The sequence below is a fragment of the Mesorhizobium sp. L-8-3 genome (assembly GCF_016756615.1).
Classification (GTDB): domain Bacteria; phylum Pseudomonadota; class Alphaproteobacteria; order Rhizobiales; family Rhizobiaceae.
The window spans coordinates 5,888,308-5,914,722 of the sequence record NZ_AP023262.1 but is presented as its reverse complement, the minus strand read 5'-3'; the positions used below and the strand labels follow the sequence as shown (position 1 = coordinate 5,914,722).

Sequence of the window (26,415 nt, the reverse complement as noted above, 5' to 3'; positions counted from 1 at the left end):
AGCGGTTTCGGGAAAAGGACATGCGCCAAAATCAAGAACCTACGGCATCCTTCTTCACAAGCACGTCGCGAGAGCCGTTCCAGGGTCGCCTGCCTCCTCGGGCGAAGGCGAGTCGTCGGATGGCTTAAGTCTTGCCGTTGGCCCTAATGCACAGTATTGACGCCTCAGGTCGAGGCGCCTCGCGCCGAAGCAAGGAATGAGGGACATGTCCGCACGCATTTTCAGCCCCGCCAAAACGGCGATGCAGTCCGGTAAGGGCAAGACCGGTCTCTGGGTGCTCGAATTCGATCCGGAAATGCCGCGCAAGATCGATCCGCTCATGGGCTACACCAGTTCGGGCGACATGAAGAGCCAGATCAGGCTGACCTTCAGTTCGCAGCAGGAGGCGGTCGCCTATGCCGAAAAGAACGGGCTCGCCTATCGGGTCGAGTTGCCCAAGGAAACGCGCCGCCGGCAGATTTCCTATGCGGAGAATTTCCGCTATGACCGCAAGACCCCGTGGACGCACTGAGCTTCGGATCAGGCGCATCCAAAGCTTCGCCGGCCCGGCCGGCGCGGACGGTCCCGTAGCTCAGCTGGATAGAGCACCGGCCTTCTAAGCCGATGGTCGCAGGTTCGAATCCTGCCGGGATCGCCAACGCATCAAGTTGAAATAGTTATCTTTTTTGGCTTCGATGGCGCGCCGCGAGAAATCCGCCTTGTAGGCCCGTGTCGCGCTATGGCAGCTATGTGAACGTCATGGGGCTGCCGCTCATTCGAATCCTGACACGCGACAGGTGATGGAAGTACCCCTCCGGCCGACGAGTTCCGTCTCGGCCGTTGGCCGCGTTCCAACATTTCATCCGCCTTGTTGTCACCTTTCCTGCTGTTCCAAGGCTGGCAGCATGGAATGATCTTGACTAGGATACGCCCGCATTGGACGGGCGGTCTGTACCGGGGGCATCAATGCGAACAGGGCTTTGGTTCACTCTAGCTCTTGCGCCAGCTCTCATGTGGCAAGCTTGCGTAGCGAGTGAGCTGCAAATCCCCGCAGCGCGGTATCCCGATCTTCCTGAAACGGCTGCGGAGCTCCGGGATTTCGTACCGGTTGGCTGGTACTTCGAAGCAAAAGCGGAAGGTGATTTGAACCGCGATCGAGTCAACGACGTCGTATTCGTACTGCGGGAGGACAATCCGGCCAACATAGTGGCGAACCTGGACGGGCTGGGCTCCAATAGCCTGGATACAAATCCACGAATCCTTGCCGTCGCGTTTGGCACTGAAGGCCGGGCAAACTACCGTCTCGCGCTCGCCAATCACACCCTCATACCAAGGCACGAAGACCCGGTTTTGGACGATCCATTCGCCAGTCCAGGAGGTTTGGCAGTCGCGAGGGGAGCGTTCTCGGTCACTCTCGGCTTTTTCGCCAGCGCGGGCGGTTGGGAGATGGGGCAGACGAAACTGACGTTCCGTTTCCAGGATGACGGCTTTGAATTGATCGGATTGGACCGAAGCCGGACGCATCGCGGCACAGGCGAGACGGAAGAAGTCAGCATCAACTTGTCGACGGGCCGTGCAAGCACGATTATTGGCAACATCGCGGAGGACGAAGTCCAAGAAGCGAAGTGGCAATCTCTCACGGGCGCCAGGCGCTATACTATCGACCAGATAACAGACGCACTGCGGTTCGACCCCCGCGAACCCTAAAGCATGTCTCCCGAAAGTGGGCACCGGTTTCGGGGAAAAGACAGTGCGCCCCGAGCGCGTGTTCCACCAGTGGAGGAAGTATCCACCCAGTGAGTTGTCGGTTGAACTGGTAGCTGGCAGGCGGTTTGTCCGGGTAACTGGATGGATCGAAGCCCTGCGACAAAGTCCGCCTTGGGCGGTTGAGCGAGCCGATGGGCCGTAACGTGAGTGAAGCCTGAGCAGGCCTCGAAAGTGAAGTTGCGGATGCCGACCCGCCTGTCTTTCGGGGAAGGCCGCGGGGATGGGGAAGCAACCGTCATGCGCACCCATCTCGATCCGCCGGGGTAATGGGCACGGCACGTCGGCAAAGGTGGAACGCGTGATCGGGGGAGGTCCGTTCTGGCCGGCGCGAAAGCCCCGCCGGGCTTGCCAGCCCGGCCACGTCCTCCGTCGGCGCATAGTCCTCGATCTTTTCAAGCCTATGTCCGGCGCTTCTTGGATCTGTAGCGGACCCAGACATATCCGCCGACGACGACCAACGCAGGCAGGCCGATGCCGAGGGTCGGGCTGGGCGCGGAACGACTGACGCCGCCCCTATCCGCGTCTTCGTTCTGTTGTTGCGAATAGAGACCACCAACGACAACGCCTGCGAGCACGGTTGCGCCGGCGACGGTTGCCAGGAGCATCGGCATAGCGCCCGTCGAACTCAACAATCTGAGCTTCATCGTTTCTCTCCACGTGCACTGCGCGTTGCCTGGAGGACCATCGAGGTTAGCGGTGATCGGCCGGGACTGCACCTGTGCGTAGGGCGTAATCGACTTAAGCAGAATTGATGCTCCCGCGCCTCGGACCGGTCGGCGCGCTCAGCGCTTCCGCCATATCTAGCTGCTGTCTCTCCTGCCTTCGGTGCTCATGGCACGGCCGCCGCCATGCTCGCCATGATCGCGGCCGTGATCGGCGAATCGATGGGAGCAAACGAGGGGATCGGCTACATCGTGTCTTCGGGCAGGAGAACAGCGATACGGCCGTGGTCATCGGCATGGTCCTGTTGCTATCCCTCATCGGCTGGGCTTTCTATGAGATCGTTGAACTGATCCGGCGCCGTTCACTCGGTCGCTGTCAGCTTGCTTGAGGTGAAATGATGGCACGTGTCTTCCTCTGCGTTCTCGATTCCGTCGGATGCGGCGGCGCGCCGGACGCGGCACGTTACGGCGACGAAGGGGCCAACACGCTGCTTCACATCGCCGAGGCATGTGCTGGCGGCCGCGCCGAGCAGGGGCGCAGCGGTCCGCTTGACATCCCCAATCTCGATTCGCTGGGGTTGGGAGCTGCCATCCAGCTCTCCTGCGGCAAGGCGGCACCCGGTCTGGGCGCCGTTGCGGCCGGGCGCTGGGGCGTCGCGGAAGAAAGCTCGGCCGGCAAGGACACGCAGTCGGGCCATTGGGAGCTCGCCGGCGTGCCCGTCACCCGCGACTGGCACTATTTTCCGCGCACGGTCCCGGCTTTTCCCGCAGAGCTGATGGGCGAACTGGTCACCCGTTCCGGCATTCCCGGCACGCTCGCCAATTGCCATGCGTCGGGAACGGACGTGATCGACCGGTTCGGGGTGGAAAGCATCACGAGCGGCATGCCGATCGTCTATACCTCGGCCGACAGCGTCGTGCAGATCGCAGCCCATGAGACGCATTTCGGGCTCGGCCGGCTGCTCGATCTGTGCCGGGTCGCGGCCGAGTTGTTCCATCCGCTCAATGTCGGCCGCATCATCGCCAGGCCTTTCGTCGGCGAGGCGCCCGGCAGCTTCGTCCGGACGCCCAACCGCAAGGACTTCGCCATCGCGCCGCCCGATGGCACGATCTGCGACCGGGTGATCGCCGCGGGTGGCGCGGTCCACGCGGTGGGCAAGATAGGCGATATCTTCGCCCACAAGGGCATCACCGATGTCGCCAAGGGCGCCGACGACATGGCGCTCTTCGACCGCGTGCTCGACTGGTGCGACAGGGCGGAGCCCGGCGACCTTGTCTTCACGAACTTCATCGAGTTCGACAGCCTGTGGGGGCATCGCCGCGACGTGGCGGGTTATGCGAGAGCGCTGGAGGCGTTCGATGCACGGCTGCCGGAACTGACCGGCCGGCTGCGGCGGGGCGATCTTCTTGTCATCACTGCCGACCACGGCAACGACCCGACCTGGCGCGGCACGGACCACACCCGCGAGCGTGTACCCGTGCTTGCGACCGGACCCGGCATCGACGGCAAGGAACTCGGCATCATGCCCTATGCCGCGGTCGCCGAACTGGTCGCTTCGCATCTGGGGATCGGAAGGTGACGTCTGGCTTCCAAGCGCAGGCTGAACGAACCTTCAATTCCCGATTCAATTATGGCGAGCCGTGCGCATTCGAAAGCGCTTGGGTGTCACTATCACCTTGAAGCGACGCCTCGGCGCGAACGCAAAATCCTGGCCGAGGTCCTGAACGTGATGTCGGAAGGGTTACGGGCCTCGGATCCAGCCGGCAGCCCGCAACCTCGAGCCGGGACGTGCGGGATCTGGCTTCAGAACATCATTATGTCGTCCGCCGACAACGCGTAGGCATTCTCCAGAACCGCAATGAGCACCTTGGAGGCTGCCCCGTTGCCGTCCGCATCGAAGTAGAGCGATTTGCTGGGGGCGTCCCACATGAAGCGGTCGTCGGCGTCGAGCGCCTCGGTGCCGGTGCGGAACGACGAAGCGCCGAGGGCGCCGGCATATGTCGGGTGATCCACAAAGATGAGATCGTCCGCATCGAAGTCGACAATGGTGTCGGCGCCGGCCGTCGCCATGGTGGCGTAGCGGAAGATGAACTTGTCGGCGCCCGACACTCCGAAAAGGCGATCGTTTCCGGCTTGGCCTTCCAGGTTGTCATTGCCGGCGTAGCCCACCAGTAGGTCGTTGCCGGCGCCCCCATAGATGCGGTTATCCCCGTTGTTGCCGTTGATGCGCTGTGCCACCTCGTTGCCGGTCATGTTGATGGCCCCGGTACCGCTAAGCGCGGTGGTGGAGAAAGTCTCGATATGCTGTCCTGCTGCCAACTGGTAGCTGGTGTAGGTGTAGACGACGTCATTGCCTTCTCCGGCCGCTTCGATGACGCTGTCGCCGGCATTGTCGACGTAATACCTGTCGTCGCCCGCGCCGCCCGTCATCTTGTCGGCACCGCCGCGACCGTTCAGGGTGTTCGCGCCCGAATTGCCCTTGATGATATTGTCGATCTCATTGCCGATGCCGTTGATGTCGGCGGTCCCGTCGAGCGTCAGCATCTCTATCCGGCCGGACGCATGATCCGGGTCGATCAGGCTGAAACTGACCGACGCGATCACGAGATCGTTGCCACTCCCGGCCATACCGGAATCCTCGACATAGTCGCCGGCGTGGTCGACATAGAAGGTGTCGCTGCCGACACCGCCGATCATGATGTCGGCTCCGGAACCGCCGTCCAGCCAGTCGTTGCCGTAACCTCCGTCGATTATGTCTTCGCCGGCGCCGCCTTGGATGATATCAGCGCCATCGCCGCCGTAGATGGTGTCGAAACCGTCATTGCCATAAAGCTGATCGTTTCCTCGTCCTCCGTCTATATAGTCGTCGCCCATCCAGCCGGTGATCTGGTCGCCGTCCTCGCCGCCATAGATCTCATCGTTGTTCGCGCCGCCGTCGATGATGTCCGCACCATCGTCGCCGTAGATCTTGGCGCTACCCGCTGCCACATCGCTGTAATCGATCGTATCCTCACCTTGTCCGCCGTAGATGTGAACTATTCCGCCAAATGACGAGAATATCGTATCGTTTCCATCAAGTCCGTAGATGACGTCCGAAACGGCATTGTTGATATTGTCGGCGCCAAGGGTTCCTACATAAGTCGGCATTGTCCCGTCTCCGTGTTGTTTTCGAGGGACGCACCGCTAACAGGGATCGACACCGCGCGTATGGACGAGGCGGAAGCACTTATCGCAAAAAGGGAACTCAGGACATATTTTCGTTTTGATTTCGAATTTCGTCGCCGATCGAGATTTCGAAATCGTGCGAAGTCGCCGCACTAGTTCGGTTTGGGCTTGAGTTCCTGGTCGGCGCGCTCGATCAGCAGCGAAAGCTGTTCGTGGACAGCTCTTGCCGTGCGCAGCGTCATTCGCAGCCTGGCGGCGATGACGGCTTCCGGGTCGTTTCCGGCGTCGACGTCTCCGTCGATGACCAGCGTGCCAAGCGACAGGCAGACGACACCGCCCATCAGCCTGCTTTCTATGATGAGGTCGGTGAAGACGCTGGCTATACCGTCGTCGCGTATCTCGAAGCGTTCCTGACCCACAGCGATTGTCCGAGCTTTGCTCATTTTCTTACTCCTCGTTTGGCGCGGCCGCCGCCGCCGCGCCATCCGCTTTCCCGTAGGATAACGCCGCCGCCCCCTTGAAGTTTTCAGCACCAAAGGGATGAGCCCGCTTCTACGATTGGATAGGGGTGGTGGCCTCGAAAAGGCCACAAAGGCTTCCGCTCAGACGTTGTCGTACACGAAGCCGCTGCCGCCGCCGCCGGCATAAAGAATCAGCACGAAGCCGGCGAGAACCGCGAGGGCAAAGACAAAGACGGCGACCCAGTTGATGTCCTTGCCCGGTCCGCCGGTCATGGTGTTGCCTTCTGTCCGACGGTCGTCCTCTCCGGTGCGCCATAGACATCGGACAGCGGCCGTTTCGCGAAGGTCTTGCCGATCTTCTCTTCGAGCAAACCGACAACGAGACCGATGACGCCCTGTCCGTGGCGCAGGTGCAATATGTCCAAATAGTCGGCGGGTTGCGGCTCCGCCCAGACCGTATCGCTGCGGAAGACGATGTTTGGCGCCCCCGCAGCCGCAAACTGTCGGTCGAGAGCGGCCCTCATCGATCGCACATAATCGACAGAAGAGGCATCGAGTTTCAGCCTGGGATTGAGCGGCGGCATGAAGACGATCACCGGCTTGCCCGTTGCGGCCAGGGTGTGAAGATTGGCCGCGAACAGCCGCATGCCCAGCCCCTCCTCGCCGAGGTCGCCCATCAGCATCAGGTTGCGGTAGCTGCGCAGGCCGGCGGCAGCTTCGGGGATGGGAAGCGTGGCGATGTCGGGGAAAAGCCAATTCATCCACGTGCCGATCATCTGCCCGTCCTGGGCATGTTCTGCAGGCTTGCGCTGCGGGAACGGTGGAAGGGGAGAGGGCGACAGCCCACCGAAAAGGGCGAAACGGTCGCGTATGACCGGAAGCGCCCCTGCAAGTAGCTGGAAGCCGACCTCATGCGGCCTGAGCAGCCGCGCCATCACGGCGAAGTCGAACCGCGTCGCGCCGGGAAGCCCGAGGACGGAGGCGCGCTGTCGGGACAGCGTGAATTGCAGCAGGTCGTTGAGCATCCAGACCGGGTTCGCCTCGACGACATAGGCATCGATTTCGGGCTGATGGGCCGCGAACAGTACGGCGCGCCTGACATCACCCATACGCACGCCCTGAAGCAGATATTCCTGGATCCTGACCGGCCGCCCGTCCATGGAAACGAGATAGTGCGCGAGCACATCGGTCATTTCGTAGCCCGACTTGCCCATCAGGCGCCATTCGGACGGCGCTTTGCGGATGGAAATCGGCGAACCCGAGATCCAGGCGATGTCGAAGCGCCCGTCATCCTCGCCGGGTGAACCGAGCGCGGAGCCCGGCAGGAAGCCGCGCGGATCGTCACGGTCGAGCCAGCGCCTTATGGCGCTCGACGAGCCAGCGTCCGGTGTCGGAAAGACGGGGATCGGCACAAACGCCCGCGCCACATCGAAAGCGGCGAGGGCGGCGGCGACGACCACCAGGGCGATCACGATCTCGCGGAACGTCCAGGCGCCGAAAGTGCGTTCGATCCAAGGCTGAAAATCCAGCATGTCAGCGCCCTACATCGGCGTGCCGAGGAACAGGCGGCCATAAAGCGCCAGCGCTTGCCCGCTGTCCAGGACCAGAAGGGGCAGGCTGAGCGACACGTAGGAGAACACCAGTGCGGATTTGAGGGCATGGCCGTACCAGGGCTCCGGACCGGGCTTCTTGCCTGCGCGCCGCCGGCGCTCGGTCAGCCAGCGGTGCGCGACGGCAATCGTTCCATGGAAGATGCCGAACACCACCATCGGCAGGGCCAGGCCGTGCCAAAGCGCAATGACCATGATGCTGGCGAAGGCGGCGGCGTAGTGACGGCCGGGGCGCATGCCGCCAAGCGGGACGAAGACGTAGCGCTGCGTCCAGCGCGTGAGGCTCATGTGCCAGGCGTTCCAGAAGGCCTGCGGGTTGGTTTTCAGGAATGGATTGGCGAAGTTCTCCTTCAGCTTCAGTCCGAGGATGCGTGCGGCCCCGATTGCGACGTCGCTGTAGCCGGAGAAGTTCGCGTAGAAGAACAATCCGTAGAGCAGGAGCGCGCCCCAACTCGCCCACACCGACGCGTCGCCGCCCCGCCACATCACCGCCGCGCCGCGCTCCAGGAGCATGCCGACCGCGAAGATCTTCACGATGCCGAGCATGACACGGAAAATGCCGACCGCGACATCCCCCGCCTTGGGCCATCGGGACGAAGGCTTGTCCGCTCTCACTTCCTCATATTCGGCAATGGGACCAAGTGCGAGGATCGGCGGAAAAAAGCCGTAATAGAGCACGCGATCGAAGCTCAGCGGCGGCAGCAGGCCGAGATAGATCTTCAGCAGCAGGTCGAGCGCGCGGAAGGTCGCGAAGGAAAGACCCAGCGGCACGACGATGCCGACCAGGGCGTCCGCGAACCCGAAGCCGGGAGCCGCCGCCCAGAGAACCTTCGCCGCGAATTCGTTGAGCGAGGGGACAAAATGTGCAGGAGCGAGCTTCCACGCCACCATCGGCGCGAGGGGAACGACGACGACGACGGCAAGAGCGAGGTTCGCATTGGAGGGCCGCCGCTCCGCCTGCGCGGCAAGGTGCTGCAGCAGCCAGACCGCGACCCAATAGGCAATGAAGAAGGGCAGGAAGCGCGGCGCCTGGGCGTAGATGAGATAGAGCCCGGCGAGGGTCGATGCGACCCGGAAGACGACCGGGTGAGGGAAGGCGGCCCTGACGGCGAGCAGGATCGGGACCAGGAAAAAGAGATCCAGGAAGAAGCCGAAGAAGCCGCCGCTGCCCATCACGCATGCCTATCGAGTGGACAGGGTGAAAAAGGGCAGAACGTCGAGCGCCTTGGCAAGCTTCTGCGTTCGGTCCTTGCAGGGGGCACTTCTCAAGATTGCGGGCCGCTCAGACGTCGACGCTCTTGTCCCGGAGGACGGCCCTAGCGATTCCGATCGAGCGCATCTTCATGATCTCCCTGGTCGACAGCCTGACATCGAACTCGCTCTCGATCGCCGCGACAAGGCGCATGGCCGCGAGGCTGTCCCAGTTTTCGACCGTGTCGGGTGAACTGTCGTCGTCCAGTGCGGAAGAAGAAACGTCCAGTTCCTCGGCGAACAAGGCGAGAAGTCTGTCGCTCATGAGCCCCCTCTTGGAATGCTTGCGTTGGACCCGACCCATATCGTCGAGGGAGAGGTAATTCAACTCGGCTGGACGTCGACGGGCGGTTGTCGGAAATCGGCCCGGCCGAGAAACGATAGCAGCGGGTCGGGTCCGGCGCCGTCAACCATGGCGCGCGTCATCATCTCCACGATCAGCCCGGCGCGGGTCGCGACGAAGGCAAGGCGCCTCTTGAACACCGCGCCGAAGCATGGAGCAACAAGCTGGATGCCGCCCTCGGCCGCGAGTTTTTCAAGGTCGCCGTCGAGGTCGTCGGAAAACAGGCAGACATGGTCGAGCCCGCCGCCTTTGGACAGGCGGGAGGCGACGGGGTTAGGCCCTTCGGGCAGCGGCGCCACCAGCTCGATGGGCACACTGTCGAGATAGACGAGCAGCGCGCAGGAGACGTTCTGGATCGGGTCGACCGACGGCGGTACGACGATCACGGCGCCCTGACGGGTCCAGGTCCTAAGGGCGCGGTCCATATTCGGCACGACGTAGCCGTAGTGGAAAACCTTTCGAGGGTCGAAGACGATGTCGGTCATGGTGTGCCGAAGCCCGTGGTTGCCGTGCCAGCCTGTCGTCGATATAACGCATGCCTCCCGAAACTGTGCAGCGGATTCGGGAAAAAGACATGCGCTAAATCAAGAACCTACAGCGCGTCGCGTGGATCCTTCTTCACGCGACGCGCTGTAGTCTCGGCAAGTCTGATCGAACCCGGCGGAGCGCGAAGTCAATGCAGCGGATCGATGCGCGCTACCCGGTCCTGAAGGCGCTACTGGAGACTCAGCTCGCCGCCGCTCCGGCTCACGAGAAATTCTTCAGGCGCCGTTTCGAAACGATGGACGATGCGCAGGCTGCCAGTCTTGACGAATTTGCCGGACATATTGCCAGGCTCGTCGGCGACGAACTCGAAGAACATGTCGAGGACTACGTCTGGCTGTGCAGCCAGCAGGTGAACGAGGAACTCCATTTCCGGCGGCACGGGCGCTATCGGCTGAACACCTTCGAAGAGGCCTATCGCGACGTCTACTCCAACAAGGAGTATATGACCCGCTACATGAACGGCCTGCTGATGACGCAGCTGTGGTGGAGCAATCATACCAGGGCGATGGAGTTCTACCGCACGAGCTTCCTGGCTTCGAATACCGAGGGCTATTCACATCTCGAAATCGGTCCGGGGCACGGCCTCTTCCTCTATTTCGCGGCTGCCGATCCGCGCGCCGGCAAGGTCTCGGCCTGGGACATCTCGGATGCCTCGATCGCCATGACGGCGAAAGCATTGCGCAGGCTCGGCCTCGCCGAACAGCCGGCGCTGGAATTGCGGGACCTGTTCAGGGGCCCCGTCGGTTCGTTCGATAGCCTGGTCTTCAGCGAGGTTCTCGAGCATATGGAGAAGCCGGCCGAGACGCTGGCCGTGGTGCGTTCGCTGCTGGCGCCCGAAGGTCGGCTGTTTCTGAACATGCCGATCAACAGCCCCGCGCCGGATCATCTGTTCAATGCTGACACTCCGGAGGAATTGGAGCGGTTCGTCGTCGACGCCGGTTTCCGGATCATCGATAGGGCGTTCTTTCCCGCGACCAACCAGACGCTGGATGCGGCGCGCAGGAAGAAGCTGACCATTTCCTGTGTCTTCGTCGCCGGCAGAGCCGACTGATACAACCGGTCGATAGGATCGAACGGTGAAGAGCGAGACCGCGGGTCACGCCCGTTGGCGCGCAAGCCAAGCGCCCCGGATGGGCCGCGCCCGTGATTGAGGTCGGGTGGGTATGCAGAGCATCCACCCGCTGGGCGCGCTGACATCAAGCCCGCATGGATGGGTCAGCCTCCAGGCCTGCCGGTATGATACCGCGCCTCGAGACAAGCACTCCGGCGTCCTGTTCGCGACGGAACGCCGGAAAGACATTTGGCGAAAGCGTGGCGAAATCGACGCCGTTGCCGTAATTCAGCCAATTTCCGTGCCGTCTATTGCAACATCTCAGGCAACACAGGTGAGGGTCGCCCGACGGTTCGCGCCGGGGTGAGCGCGTCGTGCGGGATGTGGCGGGAGGCATGGTGCGGGCGCTTCGCCCGCAGGAGGACGACGATGATGAACACCGACAATGCCATTGCGCCGCTGGTCCTGGTCTGCGTGTCGCTGATTGTCGCGGCTGCCTTCTCCGGAATGATCGGCTACTGATCCCGGGGCGTTGCACGTCCCCGGGGCGTCGAACGTCCCCGGGGCGTTACACGTTCTGCACGGCGGCCAGTCCGCGAGAGATGTCCTCCTTCAGGTCCTCGATGTCCTCTACCCCGATCTGAAGGCGGATCACCGGCCCTTCGGTCGGGCCCTTGGCGACGATGCGGTCGCCGAGGTAGACGGGAACGGCGAGGCTCTCGAAACCGCCCCACGAATAGCCCAGGCCGAATATCTGCAACGCGTCGAGGAAGGCATGCGCCTGCTTCTTTCCGCCGCCACGCAGAACCAGGGAGAAAACACCGCTCGACCCCGAGAAGTCGCGTTTCCAGAGCGCATGGCCGGGGTGGCTTTCCAGCGCAGGATGCAGCACGCGGGCCACTTCCGTCCTGCCTTCCAGCCAGCGTGCGATGTCGAGCGCGCTCCTGCGATGATGTTCCAGCCGTACGCCCATTGTGCGCAGGCCGCGGAGGACCTGATAGACGTCGTCGGGCGACGCGCAGCAGCCGAGCGTCAGAAAGGTTTCGTGCAGCCGCTCCCAGCAGGCGGCGTTGGCCGAGACTGTGCCAAGCAGCACGTCGGAATGGCCGGCCGGATATTTCGTGGCCGCATGGATGGTGACGTCGGCACCGAAATCGAGCGCCCTGAAATAGAGCGGCGTCGCCCAGGTGTTGTCGGTCATGACGACTGCCCCGATGGCGTGGGCGGCCGTCGCGATCGCCGGGATGTCCTGCATCTCGAAGGTGTTCGAGCCGGGCGATTCGGTGAAGACGACCTTGGTGTTGGGCTTGAACAGTGCTGCGATGCCGGCCCCGACCAGCGGATCGTAGTATTCGACGTCGATGCCGAGCCGCTTGAGCATGGAGTCGGCGAAGTTGCGGGTCGGTGAGTAGACGGAGTCCGTGATCAGCACGTGATCGCCTGCCGACAGGAAGGCCAGCAGTGGGACGACGACGGCGGCGAGTCCGGACGGGACGATGATGGTGCCGGCCGATCCCTCGAGTTCGTCCATCGCATTGGCCAATGCGTCGGATGTCGGCGTGCCACGGGTGCCGTAGGTGTATTTCTGATTCCTGTCCGCCAGCGTTGCGGCATCCGGGAACAATACCGTCGAAGCATGCACGACAGGCGGATTGACAAATCCGAAATAGGAGTGTGGATCGTTGCCAATGTGGGCGAGGCGCGTATTGATGCCCTTGCCGCCAGTGTCGCTCTTTGCCATGAGATCAAGCCTGTCCAGAAAAGAAGCTACGCATAAGGGCCCGGCCGAGCCTTCGCAACCGTCCGGCGATCGCGATCCGCTTGGCCAGCGCGACACGTCTCGGGCGGCGGCGCCGGCGTTGCGGCCGCACCAGCGCCTCGCGGCGGCGTTCGGCGGAGCGAACGACCGGCTTTGGCATCGGCCGAACATGCGGGGCGGATCGATCTGGACGCGCGAGCTGACCTTCATGGTGGTGGTCGGTCTTGCGCTTGCCGGCGCGGCCGCCCTGACGGATGCGTGGGTAGTTGGCCATGTGCGCACGAGCCGGGCGCCGTTCATCGGATGGATGGCCGCAATCACCGATCTTGGCCGCTCGCACTGGTATCTAATCCCCGCTGCGGCCATCTTTCTCGGTGTCGGCTTTGCCGATTGGACGCGGGCCGGGTTCCGGGGCAGGGCGCGGCTCGCCCGGGTCTTCGGGCAGGCCGGTTTCAGCTTCGCCGCGGTGGCCATCCCGGGCATCCTGGTCAATGTGCTGAAGGTGCTGTTCGGCCGCGCGCGACCGGTGCTTTTCGAGCAGCACGGCGCTTATCACTTCGACCCGCTCTCCTTCGGCTATGCGTTCGCAAGCTTTCCCTCGGGCCACTCCACGACCGTGGGCGCGGTAGCGGGAATATTGATGCTCTGGTACCCGCGCCTGACCTGGCTTTTCGCGGCGGTTGGGCTTTTCGTCGCCTCGACGCGGGTGGCGTCGCTGTCCCACTATCCGTCGGACGTGATGACGGGCTTCCTGTTCGGACTGACCTGCGCCATCGTGCTCGCGCGCTTCCTCGCCACGCGAGGTGTCGTCTTCCGCCTGCAGCAAGGAAAAATGTTCCCCAGCGTCATCGGCCGGGCGGCGCGAAAATAGCTTGCCGGCTCATTGCCGTGAAGCTCCCAAGCCCGCGCGGGACAACAGTTTCTTTGGACTGCTTGCCGCGATTGGGCCAGCCCGGCCATTCGTACTTGACCAGCGTCGAATAATCGCCTTCGATAGAATTTGGAGCGGGAGGAAGAGCGTTGGTGACGCTCTGTCATGCATGTTCCGGGAGAGACCGGAGCAGGATGATGTCTCCGCACCGCAAAAAGCAGGGCTGGATCCTGGAAAACAGAAGAGGGTTGTGGGTATGAAGAACGCACTGACAGGCATGCTGGGCGTTGCAGCGCTGGCGCTGACCGCTTCGGTGGCCTCCGCCGCCACGCTTGACGACGTGAAGGCCAAGGGCTTCGTGCAATGCGGAGTGAACACTGGTCTTTCCGGGTTTGCCGCGCCGAACGACAAGGGTGAATGGTCGGGCTTCGACGTCGATTATTGCAAGGCGGTCGCCGCTGCGATCTTCGGTGATCCGACCAAGGTGAAATACACACCGACCACCGCGAAGGAGCGCTTCACGGCTCTTCAGTCGGGCGAGATCGACGTTCTGATCCGCAACACGACCTGGACGATCAGCCGCGACACGGCGCTCGGTTTCAACTTCACGGGCGTCAACTATTTTGACGGCCAGGGCTTCATGATCAACGCCAAGAAGTTGCCGGGCGTGAATTCCGCGCTGCAGCTTTCGGGCGCCTCGGTCTGCGTGCAGGCCGGCACCACGACCGAGCTCAACCTCGCCGATTACTTCAAGGCGAACAAGATGGAATACAACCCGGTCGTCTTCGAGAAGCTGGAAGAGGTCAACGCGGCTTATGATTCCGGCCGTTGCGACGTCTATACCACCGACCAGTCCGGCCTCTACGCCATCCGCCTGACGCTCGCCTCGCCGGATGATCATGTCGTGCTTCCCGAGATCATCTCCAAGGAGCCGCTCGGGCCGGCGGTCCGCCAGGGCGACGACCAGTGGTTCGACGTCATCAAGTGGGTGCATTTCGCACTTCTGACGGCGGAAGAGCTCGGCATCACACAGGCCAATGTCGAAGAGATGAAGACCAGCGGCAGCCCCGAGGTGAAGCGGGTGCTCGGCGAGGAAGCCGACACCAAGATCGGCACCGACCTTGGCCTGGGCAACGACTGGGTCGTCAACATCGTCAAGGGCGTAGGCAATTACGGCGAGGTCTTCGAACGCAACATCGGCGCGGCCAGCCCGCTGAAGATCGCGCGCGGCATCAATGCGCAGTGGTCGAAGGGAGGGCTGCAATACGCGCCGCCGATCCGCTGACGGCATGACCGCCTCCGGAAGGCGGGTGTCCCGCCTTCCGGTCTTCGGATCGAAGGAGGATAGATGGCGTCTCAGGAAACAATCCGTCACACTGCCCCCGCGCGGGCGTCGTTCCTGAACGACCCCAAAGTCCGCGGGATCTTTTACCAGGCTGTCGTCTTCATTGTCCTGGTCGTCTTCATCTACTGGATCATCGGCAACACCGTCGAGAATCTGCGGCGTGCCAACATCGCCTCCGGTTTCGGGTTTCTCTCGGGCCGCGCCGGCTTCGACGTAAGCCAGAGTCTGATCGAATATTCTTCCGATTCGACCTATGGGCGGGCCCTGTTGGTCGGGCTCCTCAACACCCTCCTTGTGGCGGTCACCGGCATCGTCACGGCATCGATCGTCGGTTTCCTGGTCGGCATCGGCCGGCTTTCGAAGAACTGGCTCATCCGCAAGATCTGCACGGTCTATGTGGAAGTCTTCCGCAACATCCCGCCGCTGCTGGTCATCTTCTTCTGGTATCTGGGGGTGCTTTCGGTGCTGCCGCTGCCGCGCGAAAGCATCGAGCTGCCTTTCGGCACTTACCTGAACAGCCGCGGACTCTTCACGCCCAGGATGATCTGGGGCGACAACGCTTGGCTCGTGGGCGTCGGATTCCTGCTGGCGATCGCCATGTCCTGGTTCGTGGCGCGCGCCGCGCGGGCCCGCCAGATGGCGAGCGGCCAGCAGTTTCCGGTATTGTGGACCTCGCTGGGCCTTTTGATCGGCCTGCCGCTGCTCGCTTTCGCCGCCAGCGGCTTCCCGCTCACCTTCGAATTCCCGACACAGTCGACCTTCAATCTCACCGGCGGCCTCCAGATCAAGCCGGAGTTCATCGCACTTTATCTGGCGCTCTCCTTCTACACCGCCTCCTTCATCGCCGAGATCGTGCGCGCCGGCATATTGGGCGTGAGCCGTGGACAATCGGAAGCGGCCGCAGCGCTGGGCCTGCGTCCGCGTTCGACGCTTCGCCTGGTGATCGTGCCCCAGGCGCTGCGCATTATCATTCCGCCGCTGACGAGCCAGTATCTGAATCTCACCAAGAATTCGTCGCTGGCGGTCGCGGTGGGTTATGCCGATCTCGTCGCCATCGGCGGAACGATCCTCAACCAGAGCGGCCAGTCGATCGAGATCGTGGCGATATGGATGATGGTCTATCTCGGCCTCAGCCTGGTGACATCGGCCTTCATGAACTGGTTCAACGCCAAGATGGCCCTTGTGGAAAGGTAGAAGACGATGCGTGAAGTCTCCTACGTCCGCACGGAGATGGCGGCAATCGAAAAACCGCCTCGGGACGAGGCCGGACTGGTCGCCTGGGCGCGCAGGAACCTGTTCGCCTCGCCCGCCGACACGGTGCTCACATTGCTCGGGCTCGTGCTCGTTGCGATCATTCTGCCGCCCTTCCTCAGTTGGGCGCTGTTCGACGCGGCATGGACCGGCACGGATCGGACCTTCTGCGCCACCGTCGCCCAGGGCGGCCTGCAGCCCGACGGTTGGTCCGGGGCCTGCTGGCCGTTCGTGAAGGCCAAGTTCCTGCAGTTCATGTTCGGCCGCTACCCGTCCGACGAGCGCTGGCGGGTGATCCTGGTCGGCATCATGTTCGTGGCGCTGCTGGTGCCGCTGCTCATCCCGCGTGTTCCACGGAAGGGGCTGAACGCGATCCTTTTCTTCGGCCTGTTCCCGATCGTGGCCTTCGTCCTGCTCGTCGGAGGCTGGTTCGGGCTCCGCCATGTCGAGACCGCGCTCTGGGGCGGCCTGCTGGTTACGCTGGTTCTGTCCTATGTCGGCATCTCGGTCTCGCTGCCGCTTGGCGTTCTTCTCGCCCTCGGCCGGCGGTCGAAGCTGCCCGTCGTGAAGATACTCAGCGTCGTCTTCATCGAGACCGTTCGCGGCGTCCCGCTGGTCACGGTGCTGTTCATGGCGAGCGTGATGCTTCCGCTCTTCCTGCCGCCGGGCACGACTTTCGACAAGTTGCTGCGCGCACTGATCGGTGTGGCGCTGTTCGCCTCGGCCTACATGGCCGAGGTGGTCCGCGGCGGCCTGCAGGCGATCCCCAAGGGGCAGTATGAGGGAGCCGATTCGCTCGGGCTCGGCTACTGGCAGAAGATGGGGCTGATAGTGTTGCCCCAGGCACTGAAGCTCGTCATCCCGGGTATCGTCAACACCTTCATCGGCCTTTTCAAGGACACCAGCCTGGTGTCGATCATCGGCATGTTCGACCTGCTGGGCATCGTGCGGCAGAGCTTCTCCGACGCCACATGGGCGTCGGCGCAGACGCCGATGACGGGGCTCGTCTTTGCCGGCTTCATTTTCTGGATTTTCTGTTTCGGCATGTCCCGCTACTCGATCTTCATGGAGAAACGGCTCGATACCGGCTATCGTAGATAATGGACCAACGCGCCGGTCCGGCGGCCGCATCAGGGCCCGGGAAAAGCCGATGCGTGGAAACGAAAGGTCGAAGCGTCCCCCGATGCGTGGCGCTTCGGTGACGCAGCGACAATAACGAGCCACGAAAAGGGAACCATCGATGGCCACCGAAAACGCAGTAAGCGCCGACGACATCCGGGTTGACGGCTCCAAGATGCACATATCCGATACGGAGGTAGCGGTCGAGATCGACGGCATGCACAAATGGTACGGCGAGTTCCACGTCCTGAAGGACATCAACCTGACGGTGATGCGCGGCGAGCGCATCGTCATCTGCGGACCTTCCGGCTCGGGCAAATCGACGCTGATCCGCTGCATCAACCGCCTGGAGGAGCACCAGAAGGGAAAGATCGTCGTCGACGGCAAGGAATTGACCAACGATCTCAAGAAGATCGACGAGATCCGCCGCGAGGTCGGTATGGTGTTTCAGCACTTCAACCTCTTCCCGCATCTGACGATCCTGGAGAATTGCACGCTGGCGCCGATCTGGGTGCGCAAGATGCCGAGGAAGCAGGCCGAGGAGATCGCGATGCATTTCCTCACGCGGGTGAAGATTCCCGAGCAGGCCAACAAATATCCGGGCCAGTTGTCGGGCGGCCAGCAGCAGCGCGTCGCGATCGCCCGCTCGCTCTGCATGAACCCGCGCATCATGCTGTTCGACGAACCGACTTCGGCGCTCGATCCCGAGATGATCAAGGAAGTGCTCGAGACGATGGTAGGGCTGGCGGAGGAAGGCATGACCATGCTGTGCGTCACCCACGAGATGGGTTTCGCCAAAAAGGTCGCCAATCGCGTGATCTTCATGGATGCCGGGCAGATCGTCGAACAGAACACGCCGGCCGAGTTCTTCGACCATCCCAAGCACGAGCGTACCAAGCTGTTCCTCAGCCAGATCCTGCATTAGGGCGCCGCGCGTCCATTCGGACGCGCAAGGGACGCTCCATCACTTTGAGCCGACGCATCGTGCTTCCCGAAAGTCGAATACGGTTTTCGAGCCGAAGCGGTAGGCGTCGCCCCCGCGGAAGCGCCGATCCCGTCGGCGCCTCCGTCGTCTCAAGTTGCTCGCTGCCCATGCATGCACAACCGAAGGCTCGGACGACACGCTGGGCTATTCTGCAGTCGGTGTGATTTCTCATCGACCCGCTTCCTATGGCCCTCTACATAGCTCGCTCCGCACGATCGGGGCCCGGCAGACGCCTGACGGCTAACTCTCCGCTTCTGGGACCGTCCAGCCATAGAGCCAGTCGAGATCGGCTGCGAGCTTCGCGCCGGGAAGCACCGCCAGGACGAGATTGCGGGCGAGGGCGACCGGTCCCGAGGCATGCCAGGTGAAGCGATTGAGCGCGCCGCGCTTCGAAACCTGCGCGATGCGGGGGCGGCGGATCGCCTCGTATCGCGCCAATGCCCCGCCCATATCGGCGGGCGCGGCCGCGACGAAGGCCGCGAGCGTTGCGGCATCTTCGATTGCCATTGCGGCACCCTGAGCGGCGAAGGGTGTCATGGCGTGCGCCGCGTCACCGATCAGGACCACCCGGCCGGCGGCTGTCCACTGCGCAGCAGGGGCAACGGTATGAAGCGGCCACAAGGTCCAGGGACCGGCCTCCTGCGCCAGCCGGGCTATGCCGGGGGCGGTGCCGCGCAAGGCTGCCGCGAGCCCGTCGGGGTCTGCGGCTTCCGGGCGGATCTTTGCAAAAGCCTGGCCCTTTGCGAGCGCGACGAGGTTGACGGCGCTACCGCCGCGGACGGGATAGGCGATCAGGTGGACGGAACGGTGCATGAAGGCCGTCACAACGTCGGAGCGCGCGATCGACTGGAAGGCGCGGCCGGCGGGGCTTTCCGCGTGCAGAGTGCTGCGCCAGGCCACGTCTCCGGCGAACCGGCTCTTGCCGTTCGCCCCGGTGAGTTCGCGGATCGAGGACCAGACGCCGTCGGCTCCGACGAGCAATTCGCCCGAAATCTCTTCGGTCGTGCCGCCCCGTTCGACAGCGACGGTGACGCCGTCCGGCCGGGACGCGAAGCCACTGACGACGGCGCCGGTCGCGAGCTTGATGTTGTCGTTGCTCCGCAGGCGCGCCAGCAAGGCGCCCTGCAGGTCGGCGCGGTGGGCGACGAGATAGGGGGCGCCCCAGCGCCGTTCCGCGCCGCCTCCGAGCGGAACCCGGGTCACTTCGCGCAGAGTGCGCGCATCGCGCAGAACCACCGCTTCGGGCCGCACGGCCAAGGGGCTCAGGGCATCGATAACGCCGAGCGATGCAAGGATGCGCGTCGCATTCGGCGAAAGCTGAAGTCCGGCGCCGGCCTCTTCGAGGCGCGGCGCGCGTTCATAGATCTCGACGAAGCAGCCCCGAGCCGCGAAGGCGAGCGCCGCGGTCAGGCCGGCTATACCCGCCCCCGCGACGATGATCCGCCTGGCTTGCCCCGTCATCGCCGTATCGGCCGACGGTCCGCCTGGTCAGGCGGCACGTTCGATGTAGATGCAGCCTTCCGGACGGGTTTCGTTCGCCTTCAAGGACGGGTCGTAGCGGAACAGCGTCGAACAATAGGGGCAGACCTTTTCCGCGTCGCTGCCCATGTCGAGGAACACATGCGGGTGGTCGAAGGGCGCGTCGGCCCCCACGCACATGAACTCCCTGACGCCGATCGTGATGACCGGATGCCCGGCATCGTTCTGGAAATGTGGGATTGAGCCACCGGCCATGGAAAAACCTCCGGAATGATCGCTGCGGGCGATCACGAAATCGCCGCCGGTTTGTATCATATGAGCATCCAATGCAAGCGGCATGAAATCAAACTGTCGCAAAACACTGTCAGGAGATAGATTGCTCTTCAAGTCAGCCGGCTTGCGGAAAGCCGGCGAGGGGAACCACGTCAGATGACCGAATTGAAGCCTATCCAGACCGAGTTCGTCACCGTCGCAGCAGCTCCGGGCGGCCCCGAAGGCAATCCGGACCGTTTCGTGAACCGCGAGTTCTCCTGGCTCCAGTTCAATCGCCGTGTCCTGGAACAGGCGCAGAACGCGAGCCATCCGCTTCTCGAAAGGGTGCGGTTCCTATCGATATCAGCCGCCAATCTGGACGAGTTCTTCATGGTGCGCGTGGCGGGGCTCGCCGGGCAGGTGCGCGAAGGCATCGCCATGAAGAGCCCGGACGGGCGAACGCCCGAACAGCAGCTCGACCAGGTGCTGCGCGAGGTCGAACGGCTGCAGGAGGACCAGCAGAAGATCCTCTCGAAGCTGATGGACCTGCTCAAGAGCGAGGGCATCCAGAGCATCGGTGCCGATGCGCTGAGCCGCGACGACAAGGCGTGGCTCGAGGAACATTTCCTCGATTCCGTCTTCCCCGTGCTCACGCCGCTGTCGATCGATCCGGCGCATCCCTTCCCCTTCATTCCCAATCTCGGCTTCTCGATCGCCTTGCAACTGCGGCATTTGAAGAACGGCGAGGAGATGACGGCGCTGCTGCGCCTTCCCGTGGCGCTCAGGCGCTTCATCCGCCTGCCCGACCGCAAGTCCGCAGTGCGCTTCATCACGCTGGAGGAGACGGTCAACCTGTTCATCGGCAAGCTCTTCCCCGGTTACGAGGTGAAGGGCTCGGGCACGTTCCGCATCATTCGCGACAGCGATATCGAGGTCGAGGAAGAGGCCGAGGATCTGGTTCGCCTGTTCGAGACGGCGCTGAAGCGCCGGCGCCGCGGCTCGGTCATCCGCATCGAGTTCGACAGCGTGATGCCCGACGTGCTGCGCGACTTCGTGGCCGGCGAACTCGGGGTCTCGTCGGGGCGCATCAGCGTGCTCACGGGACCGCTGGCGGTGAACCAGATCTCAGAAATCGTGGCGGTCGCCCGCGACGACCTCAAGTTCAAGCCCTACAATCCGCGCTTTCCCGAACGCATCCGCGAGCATGGCGGCGATTGTTTCGCGGCGGTCCGCGAGAAGGACATTGTCGTCCACCATCCCTATGAATCCTTCGACGTCGTCGTGCAGTTCCTGCGCCAGGCGGCGGCCGATCCGGAGGTGGTCGCCATCAAGCAGACGCTCTATCGCACCTCGAACGACAGCCCGATCGTGCGTGCTCTCATCGATGCCGCCGAGGCTGGGAAGTCGGTGACGGCGCTGGTGGAGTTGAAGGCCCGCTTCGACGAAGAGGCGAATATCCGCTGGGCGCGAGACCTGGAACGCGCCGGCGTCCAGGTGGTTTTCGGCTTCATCGAGCTGAAGACGCATGCCAAGATGTCGCTGGTCGTCCGCCGCGAGGACCAGAAGCTGCGCAACTATGTGCATCTCGGCACCGGCAACTATCACCCGATCACGGCCCGCATCTATACCGACCTTTCCTATTTCACCTGCGATCCGACGATTGCGCGCGACGTTGCGCAGATCTTCAATTTCATCACCGGCTATGCCGAGCCTGCCCAGGAGATGCGGCTCGCCATCTCCCCCTACACGCTGAGGAGCCGAATCCTCGGCCACGTCGCCGACGAGGTGCGCCATGTTCGGGAGGGGCGGCCCGCGCGCATCTGGATGAAGATGAACTCCCTGGTCGATCCGATCGTGATCGACGCTCTTTACGAGGCGAGCAGCGCAGGCGTGGAGATCGATCTGGTGGTGCGCGGCATATGCTGTCTGCGGCCGCAGGTGCCCGGTCTTTCGGAGAACATCCGGGTCAAGTCGATTGTCGGCCGTTTCCTCGAGCACAGCCGCATCTATTGCTTCGGCAACGGTCATGGGCTGCCGTCCGACGAGGCCATCGTCTATATCAGCTCGGCCGACATGATGCCGCGCAATCTCGACCGGCGGGTCGAGACGCTGGTGCCGATCACCAATCCGACTGTGCATGAGCAGGTGCTGGGCCAGATCATGCTCGGAAACATCATGGACAATCAGCAAAGTTTCGAAGTATTGCCTGACGGAACCTCGCGCCGGGTCGTGCCGGACGAAGGCGAGGAACCGTTCAACGCGCAGGAATATTTCATGACGAATCCGAGCCTGTCCGGCCGTGGCGGAGCGCTGAAGTCCCATGCTCCCAAACGCATCGCGCAGTTCAAGCGTCAGAAGAAAGCGAACGCAGCCGTCAAAGCATGATCGGAAATTCCCAGGGCCGGCTCCAGGACCGTCGGCCGCTATCCATCATAGATATCGGCTCCAATTCGATTCGCCTGGTCATCTATGAGGGCATCGCACGCTCGCCGACCATCCTGTTCAACGAGAAGATGCTGGCCGGGCTCGGCCGCGGCATCGTCACGACCGGAAAGCTCGATCCCGATGCCGTGAAGCGAGCGGTCGAGGAGTTCCGCCGCTTTCGCGCCCTTTCCGAGCAGGCCGGCGCCGAGCAGTTTTTTGTGATCGCCACGGCCGCCGCACGCGAAGCACAGAACGGAATGGACTTCATCCATCGGGCCGAAGAGATCCTGGGCACGCAGATCCGTGTGCTCAGCGGACGGGAGGAAGCTTATTACTCGGCGCTGGGCGTCATCTCCGGTTTCCACCCGGCAAACGGGATCGCCGGCGACCTCGGCGGCGGCAGCCTGGAACTGGTCGACATATCAGGCGAGACGATCGGCGACGGCATTACCTTGCCGCTCGGCGGTCTGCGCCTGCAGGACATGTCGAAGAGTTCCCCGGCCACGGCGACGCGCATCGCGCGCAAGGAACTCACCCGCGCGAAATTGCTGGAGGCCGGGCAGGGCAGGCCCTTCTACGCGGTCGGCGGCACCTGGCGAAACCTCGCCCGGCTGCACATGAACACGATCGACTATCCGCTTGCAGTCATGCACCACTATGAGATGGGCGTGGAGAGCTCGGCCGCCTTCCTGAAGCAGGTCGTGCGCGGCGATCTCGATAAGATCAGGGGCATCGAGCGTGTCTCGAAGAGCCGTCGTGCGCTTCTGCCCTATGGCGCGGCCGTGTTGCAGGAAATCATCGCCGCGCAGAAGCCGTCGAAGATCATCATCTCCGCACTGGGCGTGCGCGAGGGTTTCCTCTATTCCCTGCTGTCACCGGAAGAGCAGCGCAGTGATCCGCTGATCTCCGCATCGGAGGAACTGGCTTTGCTGCGGGCGCGCTCGGTCAACCACGCGCATGAACTCGCGGAGTGGACCGGCTCTGCCTTCCAAGCCTTCGGCGTCGACGAGACCGAGGACGAGGCGCGCTACCGGCGCGCCGCCTGCCTGCTGGCCGACATCGGCTGGCGCGCCCATCCCGAATATCGCGGCACCCAGTCGCTCAACATCATCGCGCATGCGTCCTTCATCGGGGTTGACCACCCCGGCCGCGCCTTCATCGCGCTCGCCAACATGTTCCGCCACGAGGGCGTGTTCGACGAGGCCATCTCGCCGCAGATGCGGGCGCTGGCGACGCCGCGCCTTCTTGAACGGGCGCGGCTGCTGGGCGCGGTGCTCCGGGTCGTCTATCTTTTTTCGGCCTCCATGCCAGGCGTCATCCCGACGCTGAAATGGGAGACGCGCCCCGGCGGCGGGCTGGCCCTGGTCATTCCGCGTTTGCACGCCGCTTTGAACGGCGAACGCCCGGCCGGGCGTCTCGCGCAGCTCTCGAGACTCACCGGCCGAAACCTGGAACTGGTCGTGGGAGATTGACGAGCACGGGGAGGCGGGACCGTCAGGTCCGGTCTCTCTCAGGTTCCGGTTTCGAAGACGGCGATCCTGCGCCGCTCGAATTTGAGTGCGATCTCGCCGCGTACGAGGCGCAGCGCCTGCTCGCCGAACACCTCGCGCCGCCAGCCATGCAGGGCAGCTACGTCCGCCTTTTCTCCCTCCGAGGCGATGCGGTCGATATCGTCGCCGGAAGCGAGCACCTTGGCGGCGACGCCTTCCTTTTCCGCTGTCAGGCGCAGCAGCACCTTCAGGAGTTCCGCCGCAGCGCTCGATCCCTCCTGCGTCTGCTGGGGCTTCGGCAGCTTCGGCATCTGCTCCTTGGGAATTTCGAGTGCCGCATTCACCACCGAAAGCAGTGCTGTTGCGACAGAGGAGCGTTCCCAGCCCTTCGGCGTAGTGCGCAGGCGCGCCAGTGCCGTGGCGTCGCGTGGCTGCTGCTGCGCAACCTCGTATATGGCGTCGTCCTTCAGCACCCTGCCGCGCGGCACGTTGCGTTCGCGTGCCTCACGCTCTCGCCAGGCTGCGACCGCCTGCACGACCGCGAGCTCGTGCGGCTTCTTCAGGCGCATCTTGAGGCGCTTCCACGCGTCCTCCGGATGCGGGTCATAGGTCTCGCGCGCCGTGAGGACGTCCATCTCCTCGTTCAGCCAGTGCGCGCGGCCTTCGCGCTCCAGCTCGTCCCGGAGATGCCGGTAGACGTCGATCAGGTGGGTGACGTCTGCGAGCGCGTAGGTGAGTTGCTTGTCGGACAGCGGCCGGTGCCGCCAGTCGGTGAAGCGGGAGGATTTGTCGAGATGCGCGCCGGTGATCTTCTGCACGAGCTGGTCGTAGGAGACGCTGTCGCCGAAACCGCAGACCATGGCGGCAACCTGCGTGTCGAAGACCGGATGCGGGATCAGTCCGCCGCGATGGAAGATGATCTCTATGTCCTGGCGCGCGGCGTGGAAGACCTTGGTCACCGCCTCGTTCGCCATCAACTCGAAGAACGGCTTCAGATCGATGCCTTCGGCCAGCGGATCGACCAGCGCGTTCACGCCGGGAGCTGCCATCTGGATGAGGCAGAGCTCAGGCCAGAACGTCGTTTCGCGGATGAATTCCGTGTCGACGGTGACAAATTCCGCTTTTTCGAGCGCCATGATGGCGCTTTCGAGCTCTTTCTGAGTTTTTATCAATTCCATGAAAAATCTTTAGTCAGGAACGATCACGTCTCTCCATTTCAGCCCGGGCCGCCTGCGTCAAGCCGCCAAGGGCCCATTTCTCGCTCATTGGCCGGGTGAGGGAGGTTCTGGCGCGCTATTCGACCTTGTCGCCGTCGCCGTTCCGACGGGCCAGCCGGGCAAAGACGGTCGATGTCCTGAGCAGCGCGATGAAGCGGCTCCGGCTTCTGGCCGGGACGCCGGGACGCGCGCCCATGCGGTAGACGATGATCAGGATGAAGACGGCGTAGACCACGGCACTGAAGACGAACAGCCAGGACGGCCCCAGCCGCTGCATGACGGTCGAGGCGATCAGCGGCCCGCCAATCGCGCCGAACGAATAAAAGAGCATGAGTGCCGCGTTCACCAGCACGAATTCGCCCTTGTCGGCGCGGTCGTTGGCATGGGCGGCGGAGAGCGAATAGAGCGGCATCGCGAAGGAGCCGAAGACAAAGACGATGATGAAATTGGCGAGCGGGTTGCTGCCGGCCAGGAACGCGAGCGCCAGGGCCGCCACCATGGCGCAGCCGGTTGTCGCGAGCAGGACCATGCGCCGGTCCCGGCGATCGGAAAGATAGCCGAGCGGATATTGGATCATGGCCCCGCCGATGATGCCGACGCTGACGAAGGTGACGACGTCGGTCACCGACATGCCGATCTGCTCGGCATAGACCGGGCTCAGCGTCCGGAACGCGCTGTTGGTCACGCCGACTGCGATGCAGCCGATCGCCGCGAGGGGAGAGATGCGCCAGGCGCGGCCGAGATCGAGCTTCACGTTTTCCGGCGGCGCCGGGTTCGACCGGTCGCCGAGCGAGACGGGCACGAGCGAGACTGTGATCATGATCGACATGATGGCGAAGATGGTGAAACCGTCGGCGCCGAATATGGGAATCAGAAACTGGCTTCCCGTGACCGCGCCGATGTCGACCATCCGGTAGATGGCAAGGACGCGTGCACGATCCTCGTTTCGGACGCCGGAATTCAGCCAGCTCTCCATGATCGTGAAGAGGCCGGCGAAGCAGAAGCCTGTCGCGAAGCGGATCGCCGACCACATGACCGGGTCGATGACCAGGATGAGCATCAGCGTGCCGGCCGATGCGATCGCGGCCAGGGCCGAGAAAGACCGCACATGCCCAACGGATTTCATGATCGCAGTGATCGCCAGGCAGCCCAACAGGAACCCCCCGAAATAGGCGGTTCCCATGAAGCCGATGACGGCCGGAGAGAAGCCTTCCTGCGCGCCGCGAAGCGCGATGAGGGTGCCTTGGAGCCCGTTGCCGCCGAGCAGGATGCCGGCGGCGACCAGAAGGGGGATCAGCGGGCGGATTGAGGACATCAGAGCGGTTGGCGAAGCATCGTCGACCTGTATAGAGCGATGACGCCGGCAATGCGACACGATCGGCCCTGG

The 26,415-nt window shown here is 63.4% G+C and carries 24 protein-coding genes and 1 tRNA gene; 12 read left to right on the top strand and 13 right to left on the bottom strand.

The window, feature by feature from the left end:
* Window positions 1–205 precede the first annotated feature (205 nt).
* The 3 genes from JN302_RS27480 to JN302_RS27470 all read left to right on the top strand — a co-directional run bounded on the left by JN302_RS27480 (window position 206) and on the right by JN302_RS27470 (window position 1,686).
* The gene (locus tag JN302_RS27480) at window positions 206–511 is read left to right on the top strand and encodes an ETC complex I subunit (protein ID WP_202307286.1); all 306 of its coding nucleotides are present in this window, start codon (window positions 206–208) and stop codon (window positions 509–511) included.
* Between the two features lie 49 nt (window positions 512–560).
* Window positions 561–637 (top strand) — tRNA-Arg (locus tag JN302_RS27475).
* A gap of 308 nt (window positions 638–945) precedes the next feature.
* Entirely contained in the window at window positions 946–1,686 is a 741-nt protein-coding gene (locus JN302_RS27470; protein WP_202329817.1) for a hypothetical protein, read from the top strand.
* A 458-nt stretch (window positions 1,687–2,144) separates the two neighbouring features.
* On the opposite strand, the gene JN302_RS27465 is transcribed toward JN302_RS27470, so the two are convergent.
* Entirely contained in the window at window positions 2,145–2,390 is a 246-nt protein-coding gene (locus JN302_RS27465; RefSeq protein ID WP_202329816.1) for a hypothetical protein, read from the bottom strand.
* 416 nt (window positions 2,391–2,806) lie between these two features.
* Here JN302_RS27465 and JN302_RS27460 point away from each other — a divergent pair, with 416 nt between their 5' ends.
* A complete protein-coding gene (locus JN302_RS27460; protein ID WP_202334463.1) occupies window positions 2,807–3,988 on the top strand; it encodes a phosphopentomutase in 1,182 nt (393 codons plus the stop codon).
* Window positions 3,989–4,212: 224 nt separating this feature from the next.
* On the opposite strand, the gene JN302_RS27455 is transcribed toward JN302_RS27460, so the two are convergent.
* The 7 genes from JN302_RS27455 to JN302_RS27430 form a co-directional block, all read right to left on the bottom strand.
* Window positions 4,213–5,556 (bottom strand): calcium-binding protein, encoded by a 1,344-nt coding sequence (locus JN302_RS27455; RefSeq protein WP_202329815.1) that lies wholly within the window; start codon window positions 5,554–5,556, stop codon window positions 4,213–4,215.
* Window positions 5,557–5,726: 170 nt separating this feature from the next.
* Window positions 5,727–6,017 carry a hypothetical protein gene (locus tag JN302_RS27450; RefSeq protein WP_202307281.1) on the bottom strand — a complete coding sequence of 97 codons (291 nt, stop codon included), beginning with the start codon at window positions 6,015–6,017 and terminating at the stop codon, window positions 5,727–5,729.
* A gap of 159 nt (window positions 6,018–6,176) precedes the next feature.
* Entirely contained in the window at window positions 6,177–6,308 is a 132-nt protein-coding gene (locus tag JN302_RS39660; protein WP_274609231.1) for a hypothetical protein, read from the bottom strand.
* On the bottom strand, window positions 6,305–7,567 hold the full coding sequence (locus JN302_RS27445) for a hypothetical protein (RefSeq protein ID WP_202329814.1): 1,263 nt from the start codon (window positions 7,565–7,567) through the stop codon (window positions 6,305–6,307). The genes JN302_RS39660 and JN302_RS27445 overlap by 4 nt, the downstream gene beginning before the upstream one ends.
* Before the next feature lie 9 nt (window positions 7,568–7,576).
* Entirely contained in the window at window positions 7,577–8,818 is a 1,242-nt protein-coding gene (locus tag JN302_RS27440) for an MBOAT family O-acyltransferase (protein WP_210382567.1), read from the bottom strand.
* A 109-nt stretch (window positions 8,819–8,927) separates the two neighbouring features.
* Complete coding sequence (locus JN302_RS27435) at window positions 8,928–9,161, bottom strand: acyl carrier protein (protein WP_202307275.1); 234 nt, start codon at window positions 9,159–9,161, stop codon at window positions 8,928–8,930.
* A 59-nt stretch (window positions 9,162–9,220) separates the two neighbouring features.
* Window positions 9,221–9,724, bottom strand: a complete 504-nt coding sequence (locus tag JN302_RS27430) for a VOC family protein (protein ID WP_202329812.1) — start codon at window positions 9,722–9,724, stop codon at window positions 9,221–9,223.
* 191 nt (window positions 9,725–9,915) lie between these two features.
* On the opposite strand from JN302_RS27430, the gene JN302_RS27425 reads away from it, so the two are divergent.
* Entirely contained in the window at window positions 9,916–10,836 is a 921-nt protein-coding gene (locus JN302_RS27425) for a class I SAM-dependent methyltransferase (protein WP_202329811.1), read from the top strand.
* 568 nt (window positions 10,837–11,404) lie between these two features.
* Here JN302_RS27425 and JN302_RS27420 read toward each other — a convergent pair.
* Window positions 11,405–12,577, bottom strand: a complete 1,173-nt coding sequence (locus tag JN302_RS27420) for a cystathionine beta-lyase (RefSeq protein WP_202329810.1) — start codon at window positions 12,575–12,577, stop codon at window positions 11,405–11,407.
* Between the two features lie 187 nt (window positions 12,578–12,764).
* Between JN302_RS27420 and JN302_RS27415 the strand changes: the two genes are divergently transcribed.
* The 5 genes from JN302_RS27415 to JN302_RS27395 all read left to right on the top strand — a co-directional run bounded on the left by JN302_RS27415 (window position 12,765) and on the right by JN302_RS27395 (window position 18,106).
* Window positions 12,765–13,466, top strand: a complete 702-nt coding sequence (locus JN302_RS27415; RefSeq protein ID WP_202329809.1) for a phosphatase PAP2 family protein — start codon at window positions 12,765–12,767, stop codon at window positions 13,464–13,466.
* 256 nt (window positions 13,467–13,722) lie between these two features.
* Window positions 13,723–14,751 carry an amino acid ABC transporter substrate-binding protein gene (locus JN302_RS27410; RefSeq protein WP_202307265.1) on the top strand — a complete coding sequence of 343 codons (1,029 nt, stop codon included), beginning with the start codon at window positions 13,723–13,725 and terminating at the stop codon, window positions 14,749–14,751.
* A gap of 63 nt (window positions 14,752–14,814) precedes the next feature.
* Complete coding sequence (locus JN302_RS27405) at window positions 14,815–16,005, top strand: amino acid ABC transporter permease (protein WP_202329808.1); 1,191 nt, start codon at window positions 14,815–14,817, stop codon at window positions 16,003–16,005.
* 6 nt (window positions 16,006–16,011) lie between these two features.
* Window positions 16,012–17,163 carry an amino acid ABC transporter permease gene (locus JN302_RS27400; protein WP_202329807.1) on the top strand — a complete coding sequence of 384 codons (1,152 nt, stop codon included), beginning with the start codon at window positions 16,012–16,014 and terminating at the stop codon, window positions 17,161–17,163.
* 139 nt (window positions 17,164–17,302) lie between these two features.
* Window positions 17,303–18,106, top strand: coding sequence for an amino acid ABC transporter ATP-binding protein (locus JN302_RS27395; RefSeq protein ID WP_274609040.1), 804 nt, complete (start codon window positions 17,303–17,305; stop codon window positions 18,104–18,106).
* A 300-nt stretch (window positions 18,107–18,406) separates the two neighbouring features.
* On the opposite strand, the gene JN302_RS27390 is transcribed toward JN302_RS27395, so the two are convergent.
* Both JN302_RS27390 and JN302_RS27385 read right to left on the bottom strand, forming a co-directional pair.
* On the bottom strand, window positions 18,407–19,627 hold the full coding sequence (locus tag JN302_RS27390) for an FAD-dependent monooxygenase (RefSeq protein ID WP_202329806.1): 1,221 nt from the start codon (window positions 19,625–19,627) through the stop codon (window positions 18,407–18,409).
* Window positions 19,628–19,654: 27 nt separating this feature from the next.
* On the bottom strand, window positions 19,655–19,900 hold the full coding sequence (locus JN302_RS27385) for a zinc-finger domain-containing protein (protein ID WP_202315084.1): 246 nt from the start codon (window positions 19,898–19,900) through the stop codon (window positions 19,655–19,657).
* A gap of 174 nt (window positions 19,901–20,074) precedes the next feature.
* On the opposite strand from JN302_RS27385, the gene JN302_RS27380 reads away from it, so the two are divergent.
* Window positions 20,075–22,282 carry an RNA degradosome polyphosphate kinase gene (locus JN302_RS27380; protein ID WP_202307256.1) on the top strand — a complete coding sequence of 736 codons (2,208 nt, stop codon included), beginning with the start codon at window positions 20,075–20,077 and terminating at the stop codon, window positions 22,280–22,282.
* Window positions 22,279–23,793, top strand: a complete 1,515-nt coding sequence (gene ppx, locus JN302_RS27375; protein ID WP_202329805.1) for an exopolyphosphatase — start codon at window positions 22,279–22,281, stop codon at window positions 23,791–23,793. The genes JN302_RS27380 and ppx overlap by 4 nt, the downstream gene beginning before the upstream one ends.
* A 38-nt stretch (window positions 23,794–23,831) precedes the next feature.
* Here ppx and rnd read toward each other — a convergent pair whose 3' ends face one another.
* Together rnd and JN302_RS27365 are read right to left on the bottom strand one after the other, a co-directional pair.
* Window positions 23,832–24,989 (bottom strand): ribonuclease D, encoded by a 1,158-nt coding sequence (gene rnd, locus JN302_RS27370; protein ID WP_202307252.1) that lies wholly within the window; start codon window positions 24,987–24,989, stop codon window positions 23,832–23,834.
* A gap of 115 nt (window positions 24,990–25,104) precedes the next feature.
* Window positions 25,105–26,343, bottom strand: a complete 1,239-nt coding sequence (locus JN302_RS27365; protein WP_202329804.1) for an MFS transporter — start codon at window positions 26,341–26,343, stop codon at window positions 25,105–25,107.
* Between the last annotated feature and the right edge of the window lie 72 nt (window positions 26,344–26,415).